The following is a 26,475-nucleotide window of genomic DNA, read 5'->3' as shown; positions in this document are numbered from 1 at the left end:
GCCTCACTAAAACTGGTACTTGAGCGCGAACTGGATGATGCGCGGGTTGTTGGCTTTGGCCGTAATTTTTCCGAAGGCTTCCCCCGTGTTGATGATGTTATCGGCAGGGTTGGCGAAGTTTGGTGTGTTGGAGAGGTTGAAGAACTCAGCACGGAAATGAACACTCTGCGATTCGGCGAAGGGGAAGCTGCGCTCCACCGCCATGTCGATGTCGCGCTGGCCCGGACCGCGAATCAAGCCCACGCTGCTGTTGCCGAAATTTGTGTCAGCCGAGGTGACGGCGTTGGGAGCTAACGGCGCGGAGGTAAAGCCGCCGGCGCTGAGGTAGTTGCCGATGACTCGCGAATAAATGGAGCCGCTGGTTGTGGTGCTGCCTCCGCTCAGCTGTGCGCGGCTCTCAAAGGAGTAGTTTCCGTAGACCGCTCCGGCGCTCTCATCGAGGACAGTAATGGGTGAGCCAGATTGAGCGACAAGAATGCCCGATGCCTGCCAGTGGGACGTTGCGTAACGCAGAACAGGCGACATGTTGTTCACAGCGGGAAGGTCGTATGTGAAGTTGAATACGCCGCGGTGGGTGCGGTCGAAGTCGGAGGGCGCATAGCTGGGGTTGTATTGATCGTTGGTCAGCAGCCACAGTTCGAAGACAGCTCCGCCAGAAGAGCCGCTGGTTTGATCAAGCATGCGCGACCAGGTATAGCTGCCGAGGAACTGCAAGCCGCGGCTGATGCGTTTCGTTACGCTGGCCTGCAGCGAGTTGTAGTTCGCCGAGTAGGCAGTCTGGCACTCAAGAGAGGACGGAGCAATGCCGGAGTAGCGGACGCGCTGAATCACATTCGAGACGGAATTGGTAGTCGCACCGTTGATGGGATTTTCAGGGCTTGCAAGCAGGGACTGATTGAACTGATAGCAGCCGGCCACGTGAATGGAATGCGTGCCCACGTAACCGACTTCTGCGAGGGTGTTCCAGCCAAGGCCGAACTGAAAGTTGGCGTTGTATTCCTCGGTGTAGGGGTCAACGATACGTGTGGAGATACCGGTGACGGTGGGCCCTGCTCCAGGAATGCGCTGCGGGAAGATGGGATAGCTCGTGAGGCTGGGCAAGAGCGGCACGAAGGGTGCGGCCAGCGTAGCTGCCCCATTCTGCTCACCGAAGGCGAACTGAGAGCTGGAGAAGGGAGGTTGCGAGACGAGGTTCTCCGCAAGGCCGGCTGCGAGTCGATCAAAGTAGATACCGAAGCCTCCGCGGAAGACGATCTCCGGATGTTCTGTCACACGATAGGCGAAGCCAAGGCGTGGCGACAAATCCCCAAAGCGCGTAGGCCAGAGGCCGCGGCCCGGCAATTGGGTAGCGCCAGTCGGAACGGAGCCGGGAAAGTTGGAAGTTACGGCGAATCCGCTCAGCGTGCCTGTGGTTGGAGCGGTAAGCGTGGCGAGAGACGGATCGAATGTAACCAGACGCCCGTTAATTTCGGAAGGTGTGCCGAAGATTTCATAACGCAGGCCTGCGTTTACGGTAAGGCGCGGTGTGATCTTTATATCGTCCTGCGCAAAGAAGGCGAAGTCGTTGTAGCGCTCGTCTTTGCGAAAGATGCCGGAGCTGCCGTTGCTAAGCGTGACGTTGCTCTGGCCTGAGGGGCTGCCGTTCTGCTGTGCGCTCTGTCCCAGAAGAAAATCGGAGAAAGTGGCTATCTGGAGCAGCCCGTCTGTGGAGAAGGGTGCATCGACCATGACCTGGTGGCGCTTGACCTCCGCGCCAAAGCGAAGGAAGTGGTTATGGCGCGTCAGTGAGATCATGTCCTGCGCGATGAAGCTGTTGGTCGTCTGCGACTGCGAGGGGGTTCCGGCATCACCGACGGTGAACAGGCCGTTGATGCTGATGCCGGGGGCCACGATTCCCGCGCCTGAGAGACCTGTGGGTGATTGCGTGCCAAGATCGGTAGTGCTGATGGGATTTCCGACCGACGAGATCCCGGCGAAGCGCATGTAACCGGCACGGGCGACATTGATCAGGTTTGAATTGATGACGTGCGTATCAGAGAGCACGGCCATGACGTTCTTGTCGACTTCATTGGTGCCCCAGCCGGGGACGTTAGCGGCATTCGGCGAGAATGGGTTGACTGTCGGAGCTCGGGAGTAGAAAAGTCGCGCGGCGAAAGAGTTCTTTTCCGTCAGCTTGTGATCGAGGTCAAGCGTGTACTGATCTTCCTTGTATGTGGCAGGAGTGGAGTAGCTCGATTCGCCGAGAGGAAGCTGTGTCGGATCCGTGGAAGGAAGCAGGATCTGCGGATTGGGAACGGCATACTGGCCGTTCGGCAGCTTGAAGTTGAGCAGGTTAAGCGCGACCGTGTTGATATTCGAGCCATTGCACGCAATCTGCGTGCCGCCGACGGAGGTGGGATAGGCGCAGAACTGAGCGCCGAGCGTGGCGGCAGAACGATCGTTCGTGAGCTGAGGAAGCAAAGTAGTAATCTGTACGCCTTCGCCGTTGCTGGAGCGAAGGCCCTGATAAGCGGCAAAGAAAAAAGTTCGATTGTGCAGAATCGGCCCGCCAACTGCGCCTCCGAACTGGTTCTGTTTCAGGACCGGCTTGGGCTGCCCAGTGAGATTCGAGAAGAAATCGCTCGCGTTGAAGAGATCGTTGCGCAGAAACTCCCACGTCGTCCCATGAAAACGATTCGTGCCGGATTTGCTGACGAGATCGACGTTAGCGCCTGTGCCGCGCCCATAGGTGGCATCGTAATTTCCGGTCTGGACCTTGAACTCTTGAATAGTGTCCGGAGCGGGAACCGCCACGCCGACCTCTTCGCCGTCCGATGCCGCGGAGTTTTGCGAAAGATTGTTGGCATCCACGCCGTTGAACTGGATGTTATTCGCCGTGGTCTTGCTGCCGTTTGCGTTTACGTCCTGCGTTCCGCGGCCGGGCTGTGTGGCGTCGGGCAGGCCGACGGTCACTCCGGGAGAGAGTGAGAGGATCTGCGTGAAGTTCCGGTTGGAAAGGGGCAGAGACTGAATGGCCACTTCATCCACAACGCGCCCGAGTGCGGCGCTCTCTACCTGGGCAAGTTCCTGGTTCGCGGTGACTTCCACGCTGGTCGTCGCCGAAGCCAGGGTCAGATGGAAATCCACCGTACTGGTCTCGCTGACGACGATAGTAATGCCGGCGGCTTTTGCATCGGCAAAGCCGATTGCACGGACTACGGCGCTGTAATTGCCGGGAGGCAACAGGGCAACACTGTATTCGCCGGAGCCGTTTGTGACCACCGAGCGCCTGATATGCGTTGCGTCATTGTCGATGACAATGGCGGCACTGGGCAGCGCGCGGCCCGCAGGGTCGAATACCATTCCGCGAATGGCGCCGGTTCCGGGGGCCTGTGCCATAAGGAATGCTTGCAGAGGAAGCAATCCGGCGAGAGCAGGGAATAATCTACGCCAGAAGATAGTTCTCATCGTTTGGGCCGCCTTGCCATGAAATGTCACTAGCCGTCAGCCTATGAGCAAGGGGCTTAACATTTGTCAGACAGGTGTCTTTCGATTGTCATTTCGACGGAGTTTTGTTGATGACCTCATACGAAAGGGATCAAGTGTGTGGCTCCAGCCAGTCTGAAGCGGCTGTCGCGAAGCACTTCACAAGCAAATGCAAATTCGCCGGCACTGTTGCATCCAGAGCCGGCGAAACCCCGATCAGACAGTCATAGCAGGTGGCGGATTCAGGCGCTCCTTCGCGCGCCTGTTTAACCTCAGGCGGATCCAAGGCACCACAAACAGGCCCAGAATAAACGTGAGCGGAACAATAATCCACGGGAACTCAACGAACCAGTACCGCAGGTGCTCCCACCACGGCAGATCGCCTACATGATAGAAGCGATCGCCCACGCGATACGACGTAAACGTGGTTCCATGCAGCACGCTCACGGATTCGCTGATGTCGCTTGCCTCCGATACCTTCCAGAACGCTTCGGTAAACGGCGCGGCTGACTCGCTCTGCTTGAGCGTAATTGTCACTACGGAGCGGTCATGCGTCCATGGCGACTCAATGCCTTGGATAATGGCGTCCGGCAGACTCCCCACGCTCTCAATCGCTCCGCTGCGGCCTGCATCCTTACCCAGCTTCCACCACCACTGCGGGCGCAATTCGGCCAATTGCCACCATTCATGTTCAAGAGCGCGAAAGATGCCGCTGGAATCCTGAACGGTGTAGCCATTTTGATGTACGGCCACCGGTAGTTTGTCATTCAGTTTGTCGAAAGCAGGCTGATCGGTCGCGGTGCCCAGCACAAGGTAGTCCGCATCCTGTCCCAATTCCGATGGATCGACCACCTGCACGCGCAACGCAGGATAGCCGGTCCGCTCGCCAAAGTAGCCCATCAGTGAGAGATAAAGTCCCACCTCCGATCCCGTCGCTTGCGTAGGAAGCACAATCTTCGTCTCCGCAAGATCGGCATAGCGGGTAAAAGGAAAGCCGGCGTTGGAAAATAGCTCAAGATTCGGCATCGCCGCCCAGTGATAGAGACCTTTGATGTCCAGGTAGGAATCGCGCAAAATAGCGCCCTGCAGATTGATGGGCGGAGTGTCCTGGCAATTACCTTTCTTGACAATCTGGAAATAGAAATTGAAGAGCATGGTGTTGGCAAAGGGTCGCATATTCACCAGCGGTACCGACACCTCATTGGTGAGCTGCTTGTGCGGATTGTCCTCATGCGGCATCGGAAGCTGCTGCACCATCGAGCCGTTCGCGTCAATGCGCAGCGTCGACGCATTGGCCAGTGAGACGGCGTTATAGCGGTAATTCACGCGCATCGGCAATACTGTCCGGTCGCCGAAGTACAGGTCCGGTGGCATGCGCAGATACACCGCCACAGGGCCTGATCCATCACTCTGCAACTGTGTCGTACTCGAGTAATCCCAGAAGGGAACATTGCGGCTTGTCGGTAGCCATAGCGGCGCATCATCCGCACTGCGCGGATCGGGTAACTTAAATTGACTAATCTGCGCGGTATCTCCTTGCAGTGTCATGCTACCGGTCGCAAGCGCCTGCGCCGCAGTGAGCAATTGTTCCGGATTTGAGCCCGCCACAATCAGAATCTTGCCGTACTGATCGGTCGGGTTGGTCCGCATCGCCAGTACCGGACCATTTACTTGAAGATTCAGTCCCGGCGGCAGCGCTTGAGCATTCTCGACAAGCAGCACCGCATTTCCCTTGGGGAAATTCGAGCCAAAGATAACCGGAAAATTCAGTGGCTTGGATTTGATCTGCAGGCCGAACCAGGAAGCTACAACTCCCGCCGCGTTGAGGGATGGCTTGTCTGGTTGCGAAGCAAAGATCACAGGAATGGTCGCGGTATCTTTGCCCACCGAGCCGTCATAGAACGGCAACGGCAGAATTTTCAGGTCATCGGCCACATCCGTCATCGCGCCGGAGAGCTCAATCCGGCTCGTGTTCTCAACGCGGCCCCACAGCGCGGAATGCCCAGGGTCTTCGCACTGCATCGTGTAGTGGGCAACGGACTGAAACCGCAGCACATTGTCGCGGATAATCATTTCAGGAGGCAGAGGAATATCAGCATCGATCTCCTTCTGCATCTGACCCGTATTCTGTGGAACCGGAAGCGTCGCCACAAGCGCGCCGTTCAGCATGACATTCAGGTGGCTGAGCTGTGGAATGAGGCTGGGAGAAAATGCATAGTGCAGCTTGAGCACCGCTTTGCTCACCACGGCAGTTTGCGGCAGTGAGAATGGAATGCTCTGGGACGCATCGATGCCGCGAAAAATAATCGCCTGCGGTACGCCAACGTCCTTGAGCGTGAAAGAGCTTGAGTAGACGCCGCTGTTCGTCGCCGAAAGGCCCGGCACAGCTGCCTGCCCAAACGCCGGCTTCAGCGGAGGAATATACGGTGTCTGTGCGCACGCCGCTCCGGCCAGCACCACCAGAAATCCGAGAATCGCCGCCGCAGCCGCTGCTTGTTTCTTTCTCGGCACCCAGCTAAACAGAGCCCAGTAAACGCCGCGAACTGAAAGTTTCATCAGGCGTCCAAAGCTGTGCATGGGCCGGTCTGTTTTGCGATACTCCATGCGGCTCAGCCACGCGTCTGCATCCCCATAAAGCACCAGAGTCAGCAACTCGTTTTCTCCCTCCGAAAGCGATGCAAACGTAACTCTCACATCCTTATCTTTGGCGACCACAATCTGCGCCGGTAATACGGCCTCTCCATCACGCTGCGGAAACACCAGCTTGACCGCCATGTCGCCGGCGAGTGCGGGCATCTGCGGCACCGTAAGCCGCGCACCTCCCAGCGAAAGATCCACCGTTTCGCCTGCCACCCTGGTGCCGTCTGCCAGCTCAATCTCCACCCGTTTGCGCGTGTTCACGCGCACATCCCCGCGGGTCTGCTTCGACTCGTACGCCACCGCATTAGCCGTGCCCAGAATCACCATGTTGAACAGGATCCAGATGATGTTCATCACGATGGTGCCGGGATGGCCTGGATTCAACCAGAAAAAGCGTACGGGTGCCATCAGCAGGCCAAGTACGTTCAGCAAAATCAGGAAGACATAGGGCCGCGCAATCACCGAATCGAAATAGCTCTTGTCGACAATGCCGCCCTTCGCCGTCACGTTGAACTTACCCAGCTTGGGATTGATCAGAGCCAGCAGCGTAGGTCCGATGATGTACGGTGCCAGCACCGTCTCATACACCTCGTTCCAGAAGGAGTAGCGGTACTTGCCCTGCATGCGGAAGTTGGCCAGGTTCGATAAAAACAAGTGCGGCGCCGCGTAAACCAGAATCGCCGCCCAGTAGCCGGGGATATTGATGCATCCCAGAACCATGTAAATCAGAGGAGAAGTAAGAAAGATCAGCCTCGGACCGGCATACAGAAAGTGAATCATCGCGTTCGTGTAGCAGAGCCGCTGCGATGGGGCGAGCCCTTTCTTGAAGAGCGGATTGTCGGTGCGCAGAATCTGAATCATGCCGCGTGCCCAGCGAATGCGCTGCCCCACATGGCCCGCTAGGCTGTCCGTCGCCAGCCCAGCCGCCTGCGGAATGTTGATATACGCCGTGTTCCATCCAAGGGATTGCATCCGCAGCGAAGTGTGCGCATCTTCCGTCACCGTCTCCACCGCAATGCCGCCAATCTGATCAATTGCCGTGCGCCGCAGAATCGCGCACGAGCCGCAGAAGAAGGTCGCGTTCCACAGGTCGTTGCCATCCTGGATCAGCCCGTAAAATAGCTCGCCTTCGTTCGGAATCTCCATGAACGAATGCAGATTTCTCTCAAACGGGTCAGGCGAATAAAAAAAGTGCGGCGTCTGCATCATTCCCAGCTTGTGGTCTTTCTGAAACCAGGCAAGCGTCATCTGCAGAAAGCTGCGCGTAGGAATATGGTCGCAGTCGAAGATTGCTGCGTACGGCGAATTCATCGTCTTCAGCGCCGCGTTGATATTGCCGGCCTTGGCGTGCTTGTTGTCGTTGCGCGTAATGTAACCCACGCCTGCGCTCTCGCAGAACTCCCGGAACGCCTCGCGCCGTCCATCGTCCAGCACAAACACATGCAGCTTGTCATGCGGATAATCCATGTTCATGGCCGCAATAGCCGTAGTGCGAACGATGGTCAGATCCTCGTTATACGTAGGAATCAGCACATCGATATGCGGCCACTCATCAATATCGTCCGGCATGGCGATCGGCGGCCTACGCAACGGCCGAATGGTCTGAAAGTAGCCCAGGGTAAGGATGACAAACGCATAGAACTCTGCCGAAAGCAGAATCAGCATGAAGATGATATTGATGATGCCAATGCCCTGGGCATTCGTCGTAATCGCCACCCACACGGTCGAAATGCGCCAGTAGGCGTAGCGTGCTGTCGAGATCAGGGAAGCCAGCATCAGCGCAAGCGTAATCGCCTCCGAGCCGGAGATGCGATGAATCAAGTAACCCACAAGAATCGTAGCTATCGCCAGAATTGCCTGCTCCGGCCACCGATACACCATGGAAATGCATTCCCAGGCCATCCCCAGAAGCGCACAGTAAATAAGCAGTCTCAACAGCATGGCCCAGTAGCCGGTCTTCTCGCCAACGGAACCCCACTGGTTCACAAGGCGCGTCGTCGTTGTCGTCATGCTTCGCTCCACCGTCCTGTGGTCCTCGCAAGTTGAGCCACCGGGGCGGCCTTTTTGAGCCATAAGGCAAGCTGCAAAAATTCCTGCGCAATGGCGGATTCTCCGGCATAGTCGATCACCGTCATGCGTTGTGCAATTGCTTCAGAGACCTTCGGGCTGCGGCGTATTGTGATCGGTAAAAGGCGCTCGCCCACTTCGCGTGCAATCAGCTCGCGACCGCTTCGTTCGCGCTCGCTCTCTATGTCGAACTTATTTGAGACATACACCGGCCACGGTGCCACCACTCCCTGTTCGTCCATCATTCGGTGATAGCCCTCAATCCGCGGAATGCTCATGATTGAGTTCAGATCCGTCAGCAGTGGCACCACAACCACCGCGCATAGCGGAAAAATCTCAGGTATCAAGCTGAACGATGCCGGCCCCAGATCGAAGATCGTCCTCTGCACCGTCTGCATGGCGGGTCTCACCTCATCTTTCAGCCACTCGCTCGTCGGGCTCTCATTCCCAATCACGTACATCGGTTGAGATCCGGGCTCTGGCGAAAGAAAAGTACGCATACCACTGCGGGTGTCCTCCGCGCCAAAGTAAAACGGCAGCAGCGTACTTCCAGACGTGTCCACCAGCAGTACGCTCTCATGTTGCGCGCTCAGAATGCGGCCGATATTTGCCACAAAGGTAGTCTTGCCTGTTCCGCCCGCAATGGAGCAGATGGCAATCGCAGTCTTCTGTGCGCTCGACGGCTTGCTGCTGGCCTCGCTCCACACAGGACGGGCTGGACTCCGTACCGCCTCGCCCTGGATCGTAGCCGGCGTTCTGGACGGCGATGCGGTTCGTACCCGCGAAGCCGGTTCGACTTGAGGCGCAACCGGCTCGGCCGGTGCGGCCGTCAATCGTTGCTCTTCTTCAACCGATTCAGGAGCCTCTGTGGCCACAGCAGTCGAATCCTGGGTTACTTCCGCAAGCGGACGCCCAGCCAGCTTGGAAGGGCGCGAAAAGCTGCGATAGTTTCCTTCTTCAATGTGCGCATACGAATATAGCTTGGCGACATCTTTTGCCAGGCCACCCTGCGGAACTCCGCTCTTTACCTCTTCATCAGGTGTCACGGGCCAGCCTCACACTTCGGTTAAGTACGCAGAATCATACGAATACAGGAGATATGTTCCGTCAGATGCGAAAATCCGTCATGTGCAATCCAGAATATACCGCATCCCATATCCCGCGGGGGAAAGGCTTCTTACCCAGCTCCGAAAACGATACGATCAATTTGTCACCGTCCTGGCTGCATTAGCCGGACGTCAAGCCAGGAATCACGTCTTGGAACTCAAGCATCTACGGTCGTTCGTAAAGGTCGCGCAGCTGCTCAGCTTCAGCCGCGCCGCGCGCCAGTTGCATCTCTCACAGCCTGCGCTCAGCACCCAGATTAAGTTACTGGAGACCGACCTCGGGGTTCGCCTGCTTGATCGAAACCGCCGCATCGTTCGCCTGACTCCTGCCGGCCAGGCCCTCCTTGTTGACGCCGCCAACCTCCTGCAGCAGGTCGCTGATACCGAGCAGCGTGTCGCAAAAATAGCCTCCGGTGACACTGGCCACCTCCGTATCGGATTCGTCGCTTCCGCAACCGCTGAGATCGTTCCTGCCATCGTCCTTGCCTTCCGCAAAAAATACCCTGGCGTTAGCCTCGACCTCAAAAATATGCCCACCTCGCAGCAGGTGGGAGCTCTACGTTCCGGTATTTTAGACGCCGGATTCGTACGCATGCCCCTGCAGGAAGAAGACCTGACCGTCAGCCTCATTCACCGCGAGCCCTTCGCTATCGTTCTCGCCAAAAACCATCCCCTCGCCCGCGAAAAGAATCTTTATGTCCGGCATCTGGCGCGTGAGCCTTTCGTCGCCTACGGGCACAGCTGGGCACCATCCTTTTATGAGAGCTGGACCGGCATCTGCCGCCGCGCCGGATTCACTCCCGCCGTCGTCCAGGAAACCGGCGAAATGGAAACCGCGCTTGCGCTGGTAGCCGCGGGATTAGGCGTTGCCATCCTGCCTGAAGGCATGGCCCGACGCCATCACCGAGTCTTCCACATAAAGACGCTTCAGCAGGAAAAGACTTACTCGGAGATCGGCATCGCCACCCTTCGGGAAGGCAGAACGCCACTCCTCGATCACCTCGTCCTCACGGCACGTCAGTTCGCTCCAGTGATGCAAACCCGCTCCGGTCGTTGATTTAGTTATTCGATTTTCAAATCACTGACTTCAATAAATACAGTAATCACGATAAGTTCCCCGGGTATCTAATGGACGTGTTGCGAGATTACAAAAGCTCGCGAGTTCCCTTGGAGAAGGAGATAGTTCACATGATTTTCACAACGGAATCGGAAGTTAAAAACCTCGAATTCGAACCTGTTCACAAACCTCTTTCACGTCGCTTGTTTGTCGGTGCCGCCGCGCTCGCCGGAGCAGGGCTCTTCGGCGTACCGGCCCTTGCACAGACCCGCTCTGAACAGCTCGCCGGTCGCAAGGGGGATAGCGCCAGCGATCCCGGCCCCGAAAACAAAAGCCTGCTCGACATGAATCCCAGCTCCAACAACCCGCCCTTCACCGATCACGGTAATCCCGGCCCCATCTGGTACTCCTTCGATCTCGCGCCCAAGCGCATACAGGGCGGCGGCTGGACCCACCAGATCACGCAGCGCGAGCTGCCGCCCTCCGCGACCTGGCAGGCGTCAACATGCGCCTCACCTCCGGCTCCTTCCGCGAGCTGCACTGGCATACCGCCAACGAGTGGGCCATCATGCTCACCGGTAAAGCGCGCGTCAGCGTCATGCAGCCGGACGGCAAGATGTTCCTCGATGATCTTGGAGCCGGCGATCTCTGGTACTTTCCCGCGGGCTATCCGCACTCCATTCAGGGTCTCGGTCAGGATGGCTGCGAGTTCCTCCTCGTCTTCGACGAAGGCAACTTCTCTGAAGATGACACCTTCCTGCTCTCCGAGTTCCTCGCCCACACCTCGCCCGAAATCGTCCAGAAAAACACCAGTTGGCCGCGCGCGCAGTTCGACAAACTCCCGCCCACGCAGCTCTACATCTTTGAGGCATCGTTGCCCGATTCGCTCGAAGCCGAAAAGCGCTTCCTCGGCGAGAACCTCGAAACCGAAAACAAGTACACCTTCAAGATGACTGCCATGCAGCCCACAAAGAAGACTGCCGGCGGCGAGGCGCGCATCGTCGACTCCACCAACTTTCCGGTCTCCAAAGGCATCGCCGCAGCCATAGTCACTCTCAAGCCCGGCGCAATCCGCGAGATGCACTGGCATCCCAACGTAAGCGAGTGGCAGTACTGGATCCGCGGAAAAGGCCGCATGACCGTCGTGACCACCGGCGGCACCGCTCGCACCATGGACTTCAACGCCAACGATGTCGGCTACGTGCCCAGCATGGCAGGTCACAGCATCGAAAACACCGGCACGGAAGATCTCGTCTTCCTTGAAATGTTCAAGACCAGCCGCTACCAGGATGTCTCGCTCAACCAGTGGATCGCGCGCATGCCGGATAAAATGGCTGAAGCCCACCTCAAGCTCGACCGCTCCATCATCCGCCAGGCTCCGCAGGACAAGAACGTCATCCTGCCCCGCTAATCATCCCCACACAAATGTGAAGCGCCATCTCATAGATGGCGCTTCTTTCGCGTGCAGGAAACCCGGGCTTGTTATTCCCCAGCGCTGGGGACCGCGCCGACAAGAACGATGGGCAAAGTGGGAGCCGAAGAACCTGCCGCATTCTCAATCGTGACCCCAAAAGCCTTGGCCTGTACTCCGACAGGTATTTGCGGCATGACTACGCTCGCACTGCCTGCGGCATCCGGGCGGAACAATCCTGCCGGAATAGGCGCGCTTCCATTTGCGGGAATGATCCACAGCTCGTAGGTCTTGCCCGCCTCAATCGGCGCTAGATTGTTGGCCTGCAAAACCAGCGCGCCGCGTGATGCTAGGTAGATGGCGCGCGCAGTCGGCACGGGATGAGGCGTGCCCGCTGTGAGAACAACCCGCTGCGCATCGCGCGAGGTAAGAACTTCCAGCACCTCGCGGGCACGGCGGCTCTCGTCCGTCTGCGCCGAGGTTAGCGCAGTCTCATGCTGAAGATCCAGACGCGTGCGATAGAGTAGAGAACCGAGGCCGGCCGCGATAACGAGCAGAGCGGCAGCAGCCGTCCAGGGAATCCAGCTTTGCACACGCCGCGTCTGCGGTTTAGGCCCGGCAGGGTAAGCATCAATCTCGACAATCTTGTTTGCCGGCGTAGCTGCCGCGCCGATCCGCGTAAGGAAGCGATCCCGAGCTCCCTCCGGCAGGGCATGTTGTTCCGCGCTCATAGCCATCAATGCAAGGTCGCCGGAAACTGCAGCCAGCTCGGCGCGGCATATCTCGCACTCGGCCAGATGCAGACGGATGGGCACACGCTCTGCGGAAGAAAGCGCCTGCATCGCATAAAGCGTCAGGTCTTCCAGCGAAATGTGAATGCTATCCGTCATGCCTGAACAGCCTCTCGCAGCAAATGCAATGCAGACCGAATTCTGGTCTTGATCGTGCCTAGCGGAATCCCTGTTTGAGCTGCAATCTCAGAGTGACTGAGCCCTTCAAAAAATGCCAGCTCCAGCGATTCCTGCTGATCTTTAGGAAGCAGCTCCAGCCTCGTCCGGACCTTTTCCATCATCAGTCGGCGTTCTGCTTCCACCGAAAGATTGGACTGGGCCGGGAGAACCACCTCGTCAATTGAATCCGACGGCTTTCCGCGGCGAAGATGATCGATCGCGCGATTGCGAGCCACTACCGAAAGCCAACCGGCAAGTGAGCCGCGTCCAGGCACAAAGGACTGTGGACGCTCCCATACCTCAAAGAAAATCTGTTGCATAACGTCTTCTGCGTATCCCTGATCGTTCAGCACGCGTAGCGAAATGGAATAAACCAGCCCCGCATAGCGATCAAAGATCTCGGCCATGGCAGCCTGATCTTTGGAACGCACGCCGTCCATCAGAGCATCATCACCCGCAGCGACGCGGGTTCTCTCCTGGTTAAATGAGGAACGCCCGGTGGGCGATATCGGATTGGAATTATCTCCGCTCATCCTCGGTATTCAAAACTCAATATGATCCATCCGGCAGCCGCAATCCAATATAAGCTAACTACCCCTCTAGCTAAAGTACGCGCCACATCGCACATTGGATTTTCAGATTGCCGAATTATTTTTGGCGCTGGGCTTCTTTGGCCTGTGAACGGCGCATGCATCAGATTTCTGGCCTAAATCAAACACGAAAGCAATCCGAAGTGCAAGAGCCCGCGTACGTGAAGTGTACGGCAACGTTTCTTCCTGATGTACACGGCAAACGCACCACGCGGCAAAACGCACAAGGAGAAAGAACATGAAAGCAGATTCTTTGATCGAGAAAGTCATGAACCCGAGCGGATTCAACCGCCGTTCCTTCATGACCTCAGCAACGATGTTCGGCCTTGGCGCCGCAACTTCAGCAATTGCCGTCGGCTGCGGCGGCTCATCATCCCCGAAAACAGTCTCAGCTGCCTCGGCAACAGACACGGCAGCAAACATCTTCACCGCCGCGCTCATCGCTGAAAGCCTCGCCATCACCACGTACTACACCGCACTATCCAGCTCCGGTGTCATTACCGATCCAAACCTTGCCGGAAGTGGTGGCACGGCCATCAACATCAGCGCCGGTGGACAGTCCGACAATGTTGCCTACCTGCAGGCAGCTCTCCTTGAAGAGGTTCAGCACGCGCAACTGCTTCGCTCCCTTCTCGGCCTTGCGACAGACGGCAGCGGAGACGCGGCAGCTGGTGTGCCGCAGACGTTTTATTATCCTGCCAACACATTTTCCGCTCTGACAAATTTCCTGCCCGTGCTGATCGCTCTTGAAACTGCCTTCATCGGTGCATACATGACCGCAGTGGAGGAGTTCGCATCCATGGCCGCCGGCTTTAACGGTTTCAGCGCAACTCAGTCCAATCCGGCAATGAGCGGGTCGAATCTGACCCAGGCTGACCTGATTCTCTACGCAAAGGTGGCATCGTCCATTCTCGGCGTTGAGTCGGAACACCGCGCGTTGGTCCGCAGCATTCCCGGTCCCACCATTGCGTCGCCAATGTATGCAGGCATCAATCTGATTCCTGCCAACAACGTGAACTATGAGATCACCGACGGATTGACAGGGCTCATCACCAGCGTGAGTGGAGACACCACCACCACGGCGGCGGCTGCGCTCGGCCCGTTCATCGCATCCGGATCCAACCCACTCTCAGTTCCCACAGTAGCTACAATGGCCAGCTTTTCTTCAGTTGTCATAGCATCCGTTGCAGCCAACGTAACAGGCACAATACCCTCCGCCGAGTAACCATCACCGCGCCGCGTATACGGTGCAGTGTCCAACAAAATACAACGATGAAAAGCCATGCTCAGGTCCGGAAACGGCGGGCATGGCACATCCTTAATTACGCGCCCTCCCCTACCTCCAAAGCCGCGCCACAGCCACGGTCCCCCCAGGTCCGCGTAGTCACTGAGATCTCATTTCAAAAGCGGCTGAAGTAGGACTGCCATTCACGCATTTTGGGGGTCTTCTTCCATTGTGAGACACCTCAATAAGATTCCGACTAAAAGGGTCGCATTTCCCGCCTGCCGCGTTTATATTGAATAAGGACAAATTAGGTCGTATTTCTGTGACCCTATATACGACAATTTCGGTCGTATATAAGACTCCAGAAATCTACCTATCTCTCTGTTTTAAAAGCAGTTTTTCAAAATTAATAAGGAAGCCATCATGAAGGAAAGTACAAGCGGTCTGGTAGGAAGGGTCTTTCAAGGAGTGGATGTACGCGCATGGAAAGGCATGGGGATTGAATTTCGCGGAGCAACGTCTTGCCAGCCCGCCCCCGCCGAAGAATCCTCCAGCGACTCCCTCGCCTCGCCTGTAACCCGTAAGAAACGCGGCTCATTGCTCGCCATGGCAGCGCTTACACTTGTCGGTCTCACGGCACAAAGCGCCGACGCGAGTCCCGTAGCCAAAGACGTCAAAGACTCTTCGGAAACCGGAAAGGCCCCCGCCCCCGGCAGCAGCAATCAGGCAACTCCCGCCCAGACAGTCCACAACTTCAAGATTCCAGCGGGCACGCTGAGTGAAGTTCTTGCCGCCCTCGGAAAAGAGACCGGCATCTCCTTCGTTCTCGCCTCTGACAAGATCGGAGCCCTGCAGTCTCCCGGAGTCACCGGCATCCTCTCCGCGCAGGAAGCTTTGACCCATATTTTGGCAAACACCGGCGTCTCGGCCCGCTTTGAGAGCCCGGACCGTGTGGCCCTCAATGTCACCGGCGACAACAGCACGGTCGAAGTCCATGCCGATGCTGTGCCCTCTCCCAAATACACCGCGCCTCTGGTCGACCTGCCGCAGACTGTCACGGTGATTTCACAGGAGACAATTCAGAGCACCGCCTCCAGCACTCTAATGGAAGCGCTGCGCACCGTTCCCGGCATCACCTTCGGCGCGGGCGAAGGCGGCAACCCGCTCGGCGACCGCCCGTTTATTCGCGGCATGGACGCTCAGTCGAGCACCTATATCGACGGCATACGCGATATCGCGGCGCAGTCGCGCGAGATATTCGATATAGAGAGTGTCGAAGTGCAAGAAGGCCCCGGTGGAGCTTATGGTGGCCGTGGAACCGGCGGCGGCAGCATTAACATGAACAGCAAGATGGCGCGCCGCGACAACTTTATTGCGGGCAGTTTCACGCCGGGCACGTCGAACTATAAGCGTGGAACGATTGATGCCAATGCGAAGCTGAACAGCCTCTTCTCCGGCCGTTTGACGGGCGTCTGGCATGACGCGGATGTGGCAGGCCGCGACGCGGTCCACAATAACCGCTGGGGCGTGGCTCCGAGCCTCGCCATCGGCCTGGGCGGTCCTACGCGCGCCTATCTCGATTACTACCATCTGGTTTCAAACAACATGCCCGATTCCGGCATCCCGTACAACAATCCCAGCGCCGTGCCGACGAACGATCCCGGCGAGCGCGTCCTCCAGCCCGGCGACGGTTCTCCGCTCAAGGTCCCTCATCGCAGTATTTTCTGGGGCGTGACGGACCGTGACCATAACGATGCCACTGCAAAGGTCGCCACCGGGCGCGTAGAGAGGGATCTTTGGAATGGGCATGCCCTCCTCCGCGACTCGTACCGCTATGAGCGTACGGAGACGGATTATGTATGGACGCTGCCCGACGACAGCAAAGGCAATATCTACTATGGCTTGCTTTTCCGTCGCATCAATGACCGTGTCAGCACGGTCTTTACGTCCGACAACCAGACGGATCTTTCCGGAGATTTCAAGACCGGAAAAGTCAAGCATTCCTATGCAACCGGCATGGAGTTCTCGTCGGAACGTGGCAACAACGATGCCTACAACGTGAGTAGTTCGACAAACCTCAGTGGTGGTACGGAAAGCTGTCCAAATGGAGCCGGAGCGGCCTCCGGATACAACTGTACGCTGCTATTCGCGCCCGATTATCACGATGCGTGGACTGCGGCCAATACCCTCCCGCTGAATCACAATCCAACGCATTCGAAGTCTGTAACGCAGTCCGTATATGGCTTCGACACGATCCAGTTCAACTCGCATTTCCAGAGCACGGTGGGCGGGCGCTATGACCACTATGACTCCACCTTCACGCCCGCGAAGTCCGCGACCGCGATTCCGACCCAGGAGGTGGTGAACAACATAGGAACCTATCTGGCCAGCCTCATCTACAAGCCGGACAATGCCACCAGCATCTACGGCACGGTCAGCACGGCGGCCATTCCTACAGGCAGCTCGCTTGCCCAGGGCGTGGATACCTCAAACCTGAGCACGATCAACAACGATCTATTACAGCCAGAATTCATCCGCGAGGAAGAGTTCGGAGCCAAGCGGGAACTCTCCGGTGGCGGGTCTCTGGTGCGCATCGACTTCTTTCACATGGACATCCAGAACGTCCGCATCACGCAGGCGGATGGAACCATTGCCGCAGCCGGCACTGATCGCTCGCTCGGCGCGGAAGCCAGCATCAGCGGTCAGGTGACAAAGAAGTGGCAGCTCACAGGTGGATACGACTACATCGATGCCATCCTGGTAAACGCCGGCGGCGCGGGAGCGGCCAATGGAACGACCAACGGCCAGGCCATGCCGAACACAGCCCGGCATAGCGTCAGCGTCACCAGCAACTATCGGATTCTTCCACGGCTCTACGCCGGCGGCGGCATCTATGCCATGACCAAGGTGTGGGGCAGCCAGCCCAACAATAAGTGGGTGCCGGGATATGTCCGCGGGGACATCTATGCCAACTATCAACTCAACGAACATCTGAACCTGCAGTTAAACATTCAGAACGTTGGCAACACGTACTACTTCCAGCAGGCATACCAGACGCACTATGCCATTCCAGGGCCGGGCCGCACTGCATTGTTTGGCCTCAACATGAAGTGGTAGTCCGCATGATGCAGCAACAGAATGAAGAATCCTTGGAACTGGTGCGCGCCGCGGCTCTCCGCGGCGTGCATCAGGCACAGGTTCTCTATGGGCAAATGCTACTCGATGGCAAACTTATCGAGCGCAATCCGGCAGCGGCGCTGCACTGGTTTGAGCGTGCCGCACAGGGCGGCAATCTCATGGCCGTCAACATGGTGGGCCGCTGCTTCGATCAGGGATGGGGCGTCGCACGAAGCTCCTATATGGCCGAACAATGGTTTCGTAAAGCCGCCGAGCGTGGTCTCGACTGGGGCATGTATAACCTCGCCACTCTGCTCACGCTTGGGGAAGACGGCATTCGCGAAGACAAACTGGCCGCCTTGTACTGGTTTCGTAAAGCAGCGGATCTCGGTCACGCGAAATCCATGAACATCCTCGGCGGCTTTTATGAAGATGGCTGGGTAGTCCACCGTGATCGTGCAATCGCACGCGACCACTATCGCCGGGCCGCAATCGGCGGAGACTTCCGCGGCCAGTTCAACTACGCGCGCTTCCTCCTTCAGGAGGGCGACCTCCTCGGCGCGCTGCATTGGCTCCGCCAGATTCCCGGCACAGCAACGCCCGCGTTCATGGCCAAAATGAAAGCCTTTCTCGCCACGTTCTCTCACGGCGAAATCAAAGACTTCGCGCTCAGCCTGTCTGAGAGCCAGCAGTCGTAATTTTGTTTGAGGTAGGACAATGTTGATTCAGATTCCTGAAGTGCTGAGCCAGGAAGAAGTGGTTCAGTTTCGCAACGAGCTCGATAGCACCGATTGGGTCGATGGAAAAGTCACCGCCGGCTATCAGTCCGCGCGCGTAAAAGACAATATGCAACTGCCGGACACCAGCCCCGTCGCCATCTCGCTTGGCCAGCGCATCGTGCAGGCCCTGCACCGCAACCCTCTCTTCATCTCAGCGGCTCTTCCCGCAAAGATTTTTCCACCTCTCTTCAATCGCTATGACGGTGGACACGCATTCGGCAATCACGTGGATAACTCCATCCGCCGCATCCCTATGACCGGCGAGCAGATCAGGACCGACCTATCCGTCACGTTATTTCTCAGCAGCCCTGAAGAGTATGACGGCGGCGAGCTCATCATTGATGACACCTACGGCGCGCACTCAATCAAGTTGCCCGCGGGCCACATGGTGCTCTATCCATCCACCAGCCTGCATCGCGTCCTTCCCGTCACACGCGGCAGCCGCGTCTCTTCTTTCTTCTGGCTTCAGAGCATGATCCGCCATGACGCACACCGTACTCTTCTGCTCAATCTCGACGTAGCCATTCAGAAGGTCGGCATGGATATGGAGAAGCATCCCTCGCTCGTCGAACTGACCGGCATTTATCACAATCTGCTGCGTGAGTGGGCCGAGGTCTAACCTCGCGCCGGTGCCGTTTTGGCTTAAAACGACAAGCGAGCTCCAAACTCCACGCGCCGTGCAGCCTCAGCCGCAACAGATTGTCCAACAGCCGCCGACGATAGCACCGTGTTCAAGGCTGTGACATTGGTGTGATTGAGCAGGTTCGCGGCGCGCGCATTCAGCGTCAGTGTGCGCGGACGGTCCTTGTCGGAGCTGAATTTGAAATCGCGGCTCAGGTTGGAGTACGTGTGCACAATGGTAGGCATCGTGCCAATGTTGCGCGGCACATCGCCATTTACAGCGTTGGCCGTCATCAAACCAAAGGGCGTGGCATAAGTTCCGTTGCCCAGGGCCGAAGCATAAGAGGGACGATCATTGAAAGTGCCATCGCCATTGGCATCGGTTCCGGTGGTGATGTTATAGGGCGTTCCGTAATGCCAATAAGCCCAGATGCCGTAGTTCATCTTCCACGGAAGATGAAACTCGCTCTCCACAAGCGCGCCACTTGACTGCCAGTCGGTGCGCGCAGACTCGCCCTTATCGCTATAGCTGGATTGCGGCGTATCGCCATCTGTGTGAAAGTGAGCGGCCCACCAGCCCAGATTCAGCGTCCAGTGTTTGTAGCTTTTCTGTGAGATTCCCACGGAGATAATTCCGCCGCGGTTATGTGCGGAGTTCTGATACTCAAAGATATTGAGATTGGCCGCTCCAGGGCGCGGTGCCAGAAGCGCGGCCGTAGGATCAGGCGGCGGCCCGGTAATGCTGGCAACCATAGGCGCATTCACGTTCACGGATCGCGGATCACCCCAGGCTGAGTAGCCCGTGTACCAGAAATCAGGATGCCAGTGATGTGGCAGCTCGTGCTCGATGCCGATCGCATATTCGCTCACAGGAATCTCTTCAGAGCTTGGGGCGAATTGCCAGATCGTACCAACCTGAATCGATCCGGAGACGGGCGTAAGCGGGTCGTTGTAACTCGGCGAGTAGACCGTAGCCTGCTGCTGGCGAGTGCCGTTGAGCCGATAAGCCTGTGCCGCATACGTCGTAGTGAGCGGAATCTCAAAGATGCCGGCGCGGAAATGAATCGTCCAATTGGAATTCTTGTCCGGTGACCATGCCAGGCCGAAGCGCGGTGCAAAGTTGTTAAAGCTGGCGGGCGTCGTCTGAAAAGCGTAGCGAAGCCCCGCCGTGACAGTAAGTCGCGGCAGTAACTTGATACTGTCCTGTCCGTAGAGAGCAAGCTGCCATTGCGTGAACGGAACCAGCGGCGTTCCGTTAGTCACCTGATATGTAGTCGGTGCGCCGCCGGGCAGCTTCAGTAGCGCGCGGCGGTACTGCTCAATCGGCGTAATGGTAGTAGTCGCGCCAGTTGGATTGTTGTTAGGGTCTAACACCGGCGCGCTACCGCCGCCAAAGATATAAGACCCATTAAAAGTGTCAGGATCGTAATCGTGAATGAAGAAGCCCAGCGACTGCGCGCCAAATTTAAGTGAATGCGCGCCTCGTGTAATCATCATGTCGTCATCGATCTCAAGATCACGCTCGCGGTTGTTCAGGTTCTGGCTGGTGGCCCCGCCACCGCTGAAGTAACCTTCCACCTGCAGCGCAGGGTCAGTAGAGTTGGGTGATTGCTGCGTACGCTTCCATGTATAGCCAATGTGCGTCTCATGCAGCATGTTGGCGCTAACGGTGTAGGTGTCGGCAAAACGTAGGTCATACTCCGCAATGTAGTTCGAGTAACCTGCCTCGGGCAGCACCAGTCCGCCGATACCCTGATTGCCGAGACTGTTCACATCGCCGGAGTATGAAAGCACGGCAGCATTCTTCTCTGTCAGCTGCCAGTCGGCACGCGCTGAGCCAATCCAGCGCTCTTGCGGCGCTGCGACGGTCTCTTGTTCCACAACCTGATTCTGGTTTGCATCGAGTGTGATTGCATTGACCACGTTGAACTCGTTGATGTCGCGCTTTTCAAGCGCCAGAGAAAAGCCGCTTTTTTGCGAGAGGATCGGCCCTCCAAACTCAAAGCCATAGCGGCGCTTGCCCGCGGGGGTTGCGGTTACGGAAAACGGATCGGTAGCGTTAAAGATGGAGTTGCTGTCGGTGAAGAAGACAGCGCCGTGATATTTATCGGCGCCTGGTTTTGTAATGATTTCAATCCGGCCGCCTTCCATGCCGGGCCGCTGATATTCAGGCGATATCGGATCGGGATTGATGCGGATAGACGCAATGGCGCTCTTCGGTGGCATCGCGCTGCCGTTCTGAAATCCATCCACCACAACAGTAGCGGATGTCGCCGCTCCGCCGCCGGTAGACGCTAGCAGTTGAAGCTGTTGGAGAAGATCATCCGGATCATCAGGAAGTTGCTGCACATCTGTGGCTGACAGCGTAGTTGTGCCTGCGCCGCGCTCCGGGTCCATGGTATCCACGTCAGCTGTAACCTGCACGCTTGCCTGCACGTCAGCAATGGTCAGTTGCACAGTGAGATCTGCGATTCCTCCCGAAGCTGCGCTCGCACGTGCAGTAGCCGTCGCAAACCCATCCGCCTGCACGGTGAACACAGCGGAGCTTGCAGGAACGCACGTAAAAACGAAATGACCATTTGTATCCGTGCCGACTTGCTGATTGTCAGCGGATCGCACTTGAGCGCTAGAAATGGCTGCTCCGCTTGGGTCAGTAACAATACCTTCGACACGCAATCCCTCAACGCACGTCGGTTGCGCGTATACAGGTGGCGCGAGCAACAATGCGGAAAACAAAAATAGTAGTTTTAAGTCGATCCGGCATCGTTTCCGTAACTCGCTGCTCATGGAATAGCAACCTCCCATGCATCACACTCGCGGAAGTGAACAGGGAAAACGAGCGGATTGCAGTGGAGCCCTGCATTCATGCAGGGAGCAAGCTATGCGCGTGCGGCAAAGGATAAAATGCCGCGCAAAGCTCGTAAATGGAAATGAGGCCGGATCAGGAGCGGCTGACGCTCAGCAGATTTTGCCAGCCAGCCTTGCTCATCTTCACGCGCTGACCGTTCGAGAGAAAGACCCAGCCTTCATTCCGTCCTTCGCGCAAAATCTCGCGCACATGCGCAATGTTCACAATGGCGGAGCGGTGCACACGCACAAACTTTCTGGGATCGAGAGTCTCGGCTAACTGCTTGATAGTCTCACGCAGCATGAGGCTTCGCGCGCCAACATGCAGGCAGGCATAGTAGTCTGCCGCTTCAACCCATTCAATCTCATCTATGTTCACAAAAGCATCGCGCGTGCCATTGGGTACAACGAGCCGTGTTGGATATTCGCGACGTTCTTCGTTTTCATCGCGAAGAGCTCGAAGCGCCAACTGCATCTGCTCCTGCGTCAACCGCGCCGCTTCAAATGCCATGCGTTCTTTCACGCGCACCAGTGTAGCTTTCAGCCGCTCCGGCTCTACCGGCTTGGTGAGGTAATCAAGAGCATGGACCTCGAAGGCCTGCACGGCATAGTGGTTGTGTGCGGTCACAAAAACTGTGACAGGCATGTTTGCTGCACCCACTTGCTCGATGATCTCGAATCCGCCGCCGCCTGGCATCTGGATATCGAGAAAGAGCACATCGAATCGCTCTGCCTTCAGCGCGTCCACAACCTGTTTCCCAGTGCGGCACTCGGCGGCAATCGCAAAATCCTCATCCGCGGAAAGTAGAAACCGCAGCCGCTCGCGGGCCAGCGGCTCGTCATCGGCAACTATCGTTTTAAGTTTCATTCAGCGTCGCTCATAAGGAATAGCAATCGCAACCTGAAAGCCGCCGGCATCAAGCGGAGCAGCCTGCATATCAAACGCATCGCGATAAAAATGTATCAACCGCTCACGCGTGTTTTTCAGACCAATGCCATTACCGGGTCTGGACGGCGTACCTCCGCGCAAACCATTGTTGCGCACTTCCAGGCGCAACAGGTTTCCATCGCGGCGCGCGGAAGCTTCAACAATGCCGTCGCTTTCGCAATGCGCAATGCCGTGGCGAATGGCATTCTCCACAATAGGCTGAAGCAAAAAGCAGGGAACCAGACTATCGAGCGCGCTCGGCTCAACCTTGATCTCAATGCGCAGGCGGTCCGCAAAACGCACCTGCTCAATGGCAAGATAGTTTTCAACAATTTCCATCTCCTGCCACAGCGGAACCTTTTCCGGCGTCGTGCGTTTCAGCGTACTCTTGAGAATCGTGTTGAGGTGAGCCAGCATCTCCACCGCTTCCTCTTGCCGGCCCAGTTCCACAAGCGTAGTAATTGCATTCAAAGTGTTGAAAAGGAAGTGCGGCTCCAATTGCATCTGCAAAGCCCGCAGTTGCGCAGCGGAGAGTTGCCGCTCAAGCTCCAGGGAGCGGATTCGTTCCCGTTGCGCGTGAAGCTGATATTGCACAATGCCAATCAATCCGAAGACGAAGCCATACACAAGCACTTCAATCCCAAAGCGGTTGATGCAGAGCAGCGCATGAAAGGCCTTCCATTTATCGAAGCCTGCGTACCAGCCCAGTCCCATAAACCCAAGGCTCCATAAGCCGACCAGATGAGCATAGCCGAGTACGGCTGCAGCACCCGCATGCAGCAGGATGGATCGCGCAGAAAATCCGGAAAGAAACGGTTTGTGCTCGCCGATCTTCCACAGGGCGCAGGCTACAAAGCCCCACCAACCCCAGAGCACCACCGCATAGTAAAGGGAAGACGGATGAAAGATTGAGCTGCATTCATACGCAGTAATCAGAGTCAGCGCTCCAGCCGCACACCAGATCACCGCAAACGCGCTGAGTGCCGTTCTTGCGCGTCCTGCAGACGTTGCCATCCCCCTGGTTTGCGAACGCGGAATGCTCTCGATTGAAGTTGCTGTCTCTTGACTTTGCATTGTGCCTCCGTTTCCTGCTGACGGCGCACAATCAGCACATGGAAGAGATTTGAGGCGAGCCACGCCAGCCAATGCGCCGCTTCATCTCAATTCTATCCAGAATGCAGCACGTATCGCATTCCGCCAAAGAACTATGCAGTGAATTCTGCACTTTACGCAGGGAACAGGCTAGCGTCAGGCTCCCGCTTCAAACCAATGCACGTCTAAACAACCTTTCTCACGCCGCACACTTTCATGGATAGATCTCAAATTCCTTCCTTCATATCGATCTGATAAAAATACGTTGTTTCCCTGCATAAAATTCACCCTTTCCTGCAAACATCTGGTTTCTCGTCTTCGTCTCTTTTAAGAACAAGGAAGCCAGGAACGCGGAGGGGCATATGTGTTTGGCATCTCAGGCCGGCCCGTCGGGTGCAGTCATTATCGACAGCGCCATCAATTTCATCCAGTCACTTCTCGCAACATCCGGACTGGAACAGCAGAGCCATACGTTCGCGTTGTGGCTGTTTTTCGCAGGCTGCGGAGTTCTTGAACTCTGCATCAGCATCCTCATCTGCACACCCATCGAGCATCTGTGGCCGCTCACAAGTTGGTCCGAACGCAATCCCGTTGCGGCCGATGTTACCTACGCATTTGTCGTCCGCATCGTTCTGTTTCCGCTCGTCGCATATTTCGAGTTCAGTTGGCTCAGCCAGCAGCTCGATGGATTTCTCTTCGCACATGCAATCACCCAGCCATCCCTCACCACACTGATTCCAGGGCTTGCATCCCTGCCTGCCCTGGTCTTCTTCGCAAACTTCGCAATCCTCGATTGCGCAGACTACTGGAAGCATCGGCTATCGCACAGATATGGATGGTGGTATGGCATCCACTCCGTGCATCATGCGGAAGATCAACTCACCTTCTGGTCCGATGAGCGCTCTCATATCCTTGAGGACACCATTACCTACCTCTGGCTCATCGCCGTGGGCCTTGCCATCGGAATTCCGTCCTTCCAGTTTCCGTTTCTCATCCTCGGTCTGCGTCTGATCGCAAGCATGGCGCATTCCAATACTCGCATCAGCTACGGTTGGCTCGGCGATCACATCTTCATCTCGCCCCGGTTCCATCGCACGCATCACGCCCTCAAAGCAGCTGGCCGCCGCAGTTGCAACTTCGGCACAGCACTCTCATGGTGGGACCAGATATTTGGAACCGCAAAATTCAATGACAGCACCATCGAAACCGGCGACGCGGGTGCAGAGCCTGCCATGGTCACCGGCTCATGGGCTGCGCAACAGGCAGCAGGCTTTCGTCGCATGGTTCGCTTAGCTCGTCGTGCAAAGAAAACTCACACTGCCAAGGTGGCATCATGATTAGCGCAGCAGTATCAGACACAAAAGTTTCCGAGTGGACCAGCCGCGTCCTTGATCAGGCAGTCCTGGGCGCATCTTCCAAAGAAGACTGGAAGCTCAGAGCCTATGAACATTACAAGGCAAAGCTCAACGCTGCAAACTATCCATGTTTCTTTGGTCAGACCGCTGAGTTACGCGGAGAAATGATCTATACCCTCATCCCGCAAGACGCACTCATCAACATGGTCACAAGCATGCGCCAGTTCGTTCATTTGCTCGCGGTGCCAGAGTACGCGCGCTGCAGCCTCGTCGCATTCTTTCAGCCGGACCAGAGCCTCACCAGCCATTCCGCATTCGTGGATCGTTTCTGGCAAACATTACAGTTTCTCCACCAGCACGATTCTCAGCCTGCCATCAGTCGAAGCCCCGATGACCCTCTTTGGGAATTTTCGTTTGAAGGCTGCGAGATGTTCGCCGTCGGCACATCGCCAACTTACACTCAGCGGCGCAGCAGAAATCTTGGCCCCGGAATCGTGATCATCTTTCAGCCGCGCATTCTGTTTATCGATCCATCGACCTCAGCCCCCATCGCAGCTGAAGTCCGCCAGCGGATTCACAAACGCATGCTCGCCTACGATGAAATACCCGTCCACCCAGACATTGGCTTCTATGGTCAAGCAACGAATCGCGAGTGGAAGCAGTACGCATTGCCGGACGATAACTCACCTGAAACCGGCCACTGTCCGTTTCATGCACGGAACTTGTAGGCATAGTACCTGATTCCAAAGCACATCAGTTCACCAGGCCTCTTAGCCGCGCGATCAATTCTTCGGGATGAATGGGCTTCGGAAGGAGTTCAAAGATATTTCCTTCGTCCTGAGCTTTCTGCAGAAGATCGGCCGTGGATGCCTGGCCGGAGATCAAAACAATTTGCGTTCCGGGCAATTCCCGGCGAATGCGGATCCCAAGATCAACTCCAGACATTCTGGGCATAAGAACATCGGTCAATACGATGTCGGGCCGCACCCGGAGAGCAATCTCAATCGCTTCCTCCGCACTGTTCGCCTTCCTCGCCTCGAATCCATGTTCGTAGAGTATGTCCGCAAGCGTGTCGGCAATAAGTGTCTCATCGTCCACAACCAGCACTGAAATCTTGCTGTGATCGCCATCGGATCCCGGGCGAATACCTTGCACAAGCGGAATATGTGGAGGTTGGTCGCCAAAATAATAGGTAAATCTGTCGAGCATCGTATTCCCTTTGTCT

General features: G+C 56.8%; 17 protein-coding genes. 8 read left to right on the top strand and 9 right to left on the bottom strand.

What is annotated here, in order from left to right; translation table 11 throughout:
• Positions 1 to 6: 6 nt before the first annotated feature.
• The 3 genes from VO84_RS07125 to VO84_RS07115 form a co-directional block, all read right to left on the bottom strand.
• Positions 7 to 3,447 carry a TonB-dependent receptor gene (locus VO84_RS07125; protein ID WP_058186853.1) on the bottom strand — a complete coding sequence of 1,147 codons (3,441 nt, stop codon included), beginning with the start codon at positions 3,445 to 3,447 and terminating at the stop codon, positions 7 to 9.
• A 234-nt stretch (positions 3,448 to 3,681) separates the two neighbouring features.
• On the bottom strand, positions 3,682 to 8,115 hold the full coding sequence (gene bcsA / locus VO84_RS07120) for a UDP-forming cellulose synthase catalytic subunit (RefSeq protein WP_058186850.1): 4,434 nt from the start codon (positions 8,113 to 8,115) through the stop codon (positions 3,682 to 3,684).
• Positions 8,112 to 9,218, bottom strand: coding sequence for a cellulose synthase operon protein YhjQ/BcsQ (locus tag VO84_RS07115; RefSeq protein WP_058186848.1), 1,107 nt, complete (start codon positions 9,216 to 9,218; stop codon positions 8,112 to 8,114). The genes bcsA and VO84_RS07115 overlap by 4 nt, the downstream gene beginning before the upstream one ends.
• A gap of 211 nt (positions 9,219 to 9,429) precedes the next feature.
• Here VO84_RS07115 and VO84_RS22460 point away from each other — a divergent pair, with 211 nt between their 5' ends.
• Both VO84_RS22460 and VO84_RS07105 read left to right on the top strand, forming a co-directional pair.
• The gene (locus VO84_RS22460; RefSeq protein WP_058186845.1) at positions 9,430 to 10,335 is read left to right on the top strand and encodes a LysR family transcriptional regulator; all 906 of its coding nucleotides are present in this window, start codon (positions 9,430 to 9,432) and stop codon (positions 10,333 to 10,335) included.
• Positions 10,336 to 10,840: 505 nt separating this feature from the next.
• Positions 10,841 to 11,746 carry a cupin domain-containing protein gene (locus VO84_RS07105; RefSeq protein WP_231737822.1) on the top strand — a complete coding sequence of 302 codons (906 nt, stop codon included), beginning with the start codon at positions 10,841 to 10,843 and terminating at the stop codon, positions 11,744 to 11,746.
• A 71-nt stretch (positions 11,747 to 11,817) separates the two neighbouring features.
• Here the strand turns inward: VO84_RS07105 and VO84_RS07100 are convergent, their stop codons facing one another.
• Together VO84_RS07100 and VO84_RS07095 are read right to left on the bottom strand one after the other, a co-directional pair.
• Entirely contained in the window at positions 11,818 to 12,636 is an 819-nt protein-coding gene (locus VO84_RS07100; RefSeq protein WP_058186843.1) for an anti-sigma factor, read from the bottom strand.
• The gene (locus VO84_RS07095; protein WP_082661801.1) at positions 12,633 to 13,229 is read right to left on the bottom strand and encodes a sigma-70 family RNA polymerase sigma factor; all 597 of its coding nucleotides are present in this window, start codon (positions 13,227 to 13,229) and stop codon (positions 12,633 to 12,635) included. The genes VO84_RS07100 and VO84_RS07095 overlap by 4 nt, the downstream gene beginning before the upstream one ends.
• Positions 13,230 to 13,524: 295 nt before the next feature.
• Between VO84_RS07095 and VO84_RS07090 the strand changes: the two genes are divergently transcribed.
• The 4 genes from VO84_RS07090 (at position 13,525) to VO84_RS07075 (ending at position 19,026) form a co-directional block, all read left to right on the top strand.
• A complete protein-coding gene (locus VO84_RS07090; protein WP_058186842.1) occupies positions 13,525 to 14,511 on the top strand; it encodes a ferritin-like domain-containing protein in 987 nt (328 codons plus the stop codon).
• A 423-nt stretch (positions 14,512 to 14,934) separates the two neighbouring features.
• Positions 14,935 to 17,628, top strand: coding sequence for a TonB-dependent receptor domain-containing protein (locus VO84_RS07085; RefSeq protein ID WP_058186840.1), 2,694 nt, complete (start codon positions 14,935 to 14,937; stop codon positions 17,626 to 17,628).
• A 5-nt stretch (positions 17,629 to 17,633) separates the two neighbouring features.
• The gene (locus tag VO84_RS07080) at positions 17,634 to 18,326 is read left to right on the top strand and encodes a tetratricopeptide repeat protein (RefSeq protein ID WP_231737821.1); all 693 of its coding nucleotides are present in this window, start codon (positions 17,634 to 17,636) and stop codon (positions 18,324 to 18,326) included.
• 19 nt (positions 18,327 to 18,345) lie between these two features.
• Positions 18,346 to 19,026: a Fe2+-dependent dioxygenase gene (locus VO84_RS07075; protein ID WP_058186838.1), complete on the top strand. Its 681-nt coding sequence runs from the start codon at positions 18,346 to 18,348 to the stop codon at positions 19,024 to 19,026.
• A gap of 23 nt (positions 19,027 to 19,049) precedes the next feature.
• On the opposite strand, the gene VO84_RS07070 is transcribed toward VO84_RS07075, so the two are convergent.
• The 3 genes from VO84_RS07070 to VO84_RS07060 all read right to left on the bottom strand — a co-directional run bounded on the left by VO84_RS07070 (position 19,050) and on the right by VO84_RS07060 (position 23,817).
• Complete coding sequence (locus VO84_RS07070) at positions 19,050 to 21,815, bottom strand: TonB-dependent receptor (protein ID WP_197413936.1); 2,766 nt, start codon at positions 21,813 to 21,815, stop codon at positions 19,050 to 19,052.
• A 154-nt stretch (positions 21,816 to 21,969) separates the two neighbouring features.
• Positions 21,970 to 22,743, bottom strand: a complete 774-nt coding sequence (locus VO84_RS07065) for a LytR/AlgR family response regulator transcription factor (protein WP_058186834.1) — start codon at positions 22,741 to 22,743, stop codon at positions 21,970 to 21,972.
• On the bottom strand, positions 22,744 to 23,817 hold the full coding sequence (locus VO84_RS07060; protein ID WP_197413935.1) for a sensor histidine kinase: 1,074 nt from the start codon (positions 23,815 to 23,817) through the stop codon (positions 22,744 to 22,746).
• A gap of 440 nt (positions 23,818 to 24,257) precedes the next feature.
• On the opposite strand from VO84_RS07060, the gene VO84_RS07055 reads away from it, so the two are divergent.
• A complete protein-coding gene (locus VO84_RS07055; protein ID WP_058186830.1) occupies positions 24,258 to 25,232 on the top strand; it encodes a sterol desaturase family protein in 975 nt (324 codons plus the stop codon).
• A complete protein-coding gene (locus VO84_RS07050) occupies positions 25,229 to 25,978 on the top strand; it encodes a YqcI/YcgG family protein (protein WP_058186828.1) in 750 nt (249 codons plus the stop codon). The genes VO84_RS07055 and VO84_RS07050 overlap by 4 nt, the downstream gene beginning before the upstream one ends.
• Positions 25,979 to 26,003: 25 nt before the next feature.
• Here the strand turns inward: VO84_RS07050 and VO84_RS07045 are convergent, their stop codons facing one another.
• Positions 26,004 to 26,459: a response regulator gene (locus VO84_RS07045; protein ID WP_082661800.1), complete on the bottom strand. Its 456-nt coding sequence runs from the start codon at positions 26,457 to 26,459 to the stop codon at positions 26,004 to 26,006.
• Between the last annotated feature and the right edge of the window lie 16 nt (positions 26,460 to 26,475).

Source organism: Occallatibacter gabretensis (assembly GCF_001449115.1).
GTDB classification, from domain to species: domain Bacteria; phylum Acidobacteriota; class Terriglobia; order Terriglobales; family Acidobacteriaceae; genus Telmatobacter; species Telmatobacter gabretensis.
This window is presented reverse-complemented; position numbering and strand designations above follow the sequence as displayed.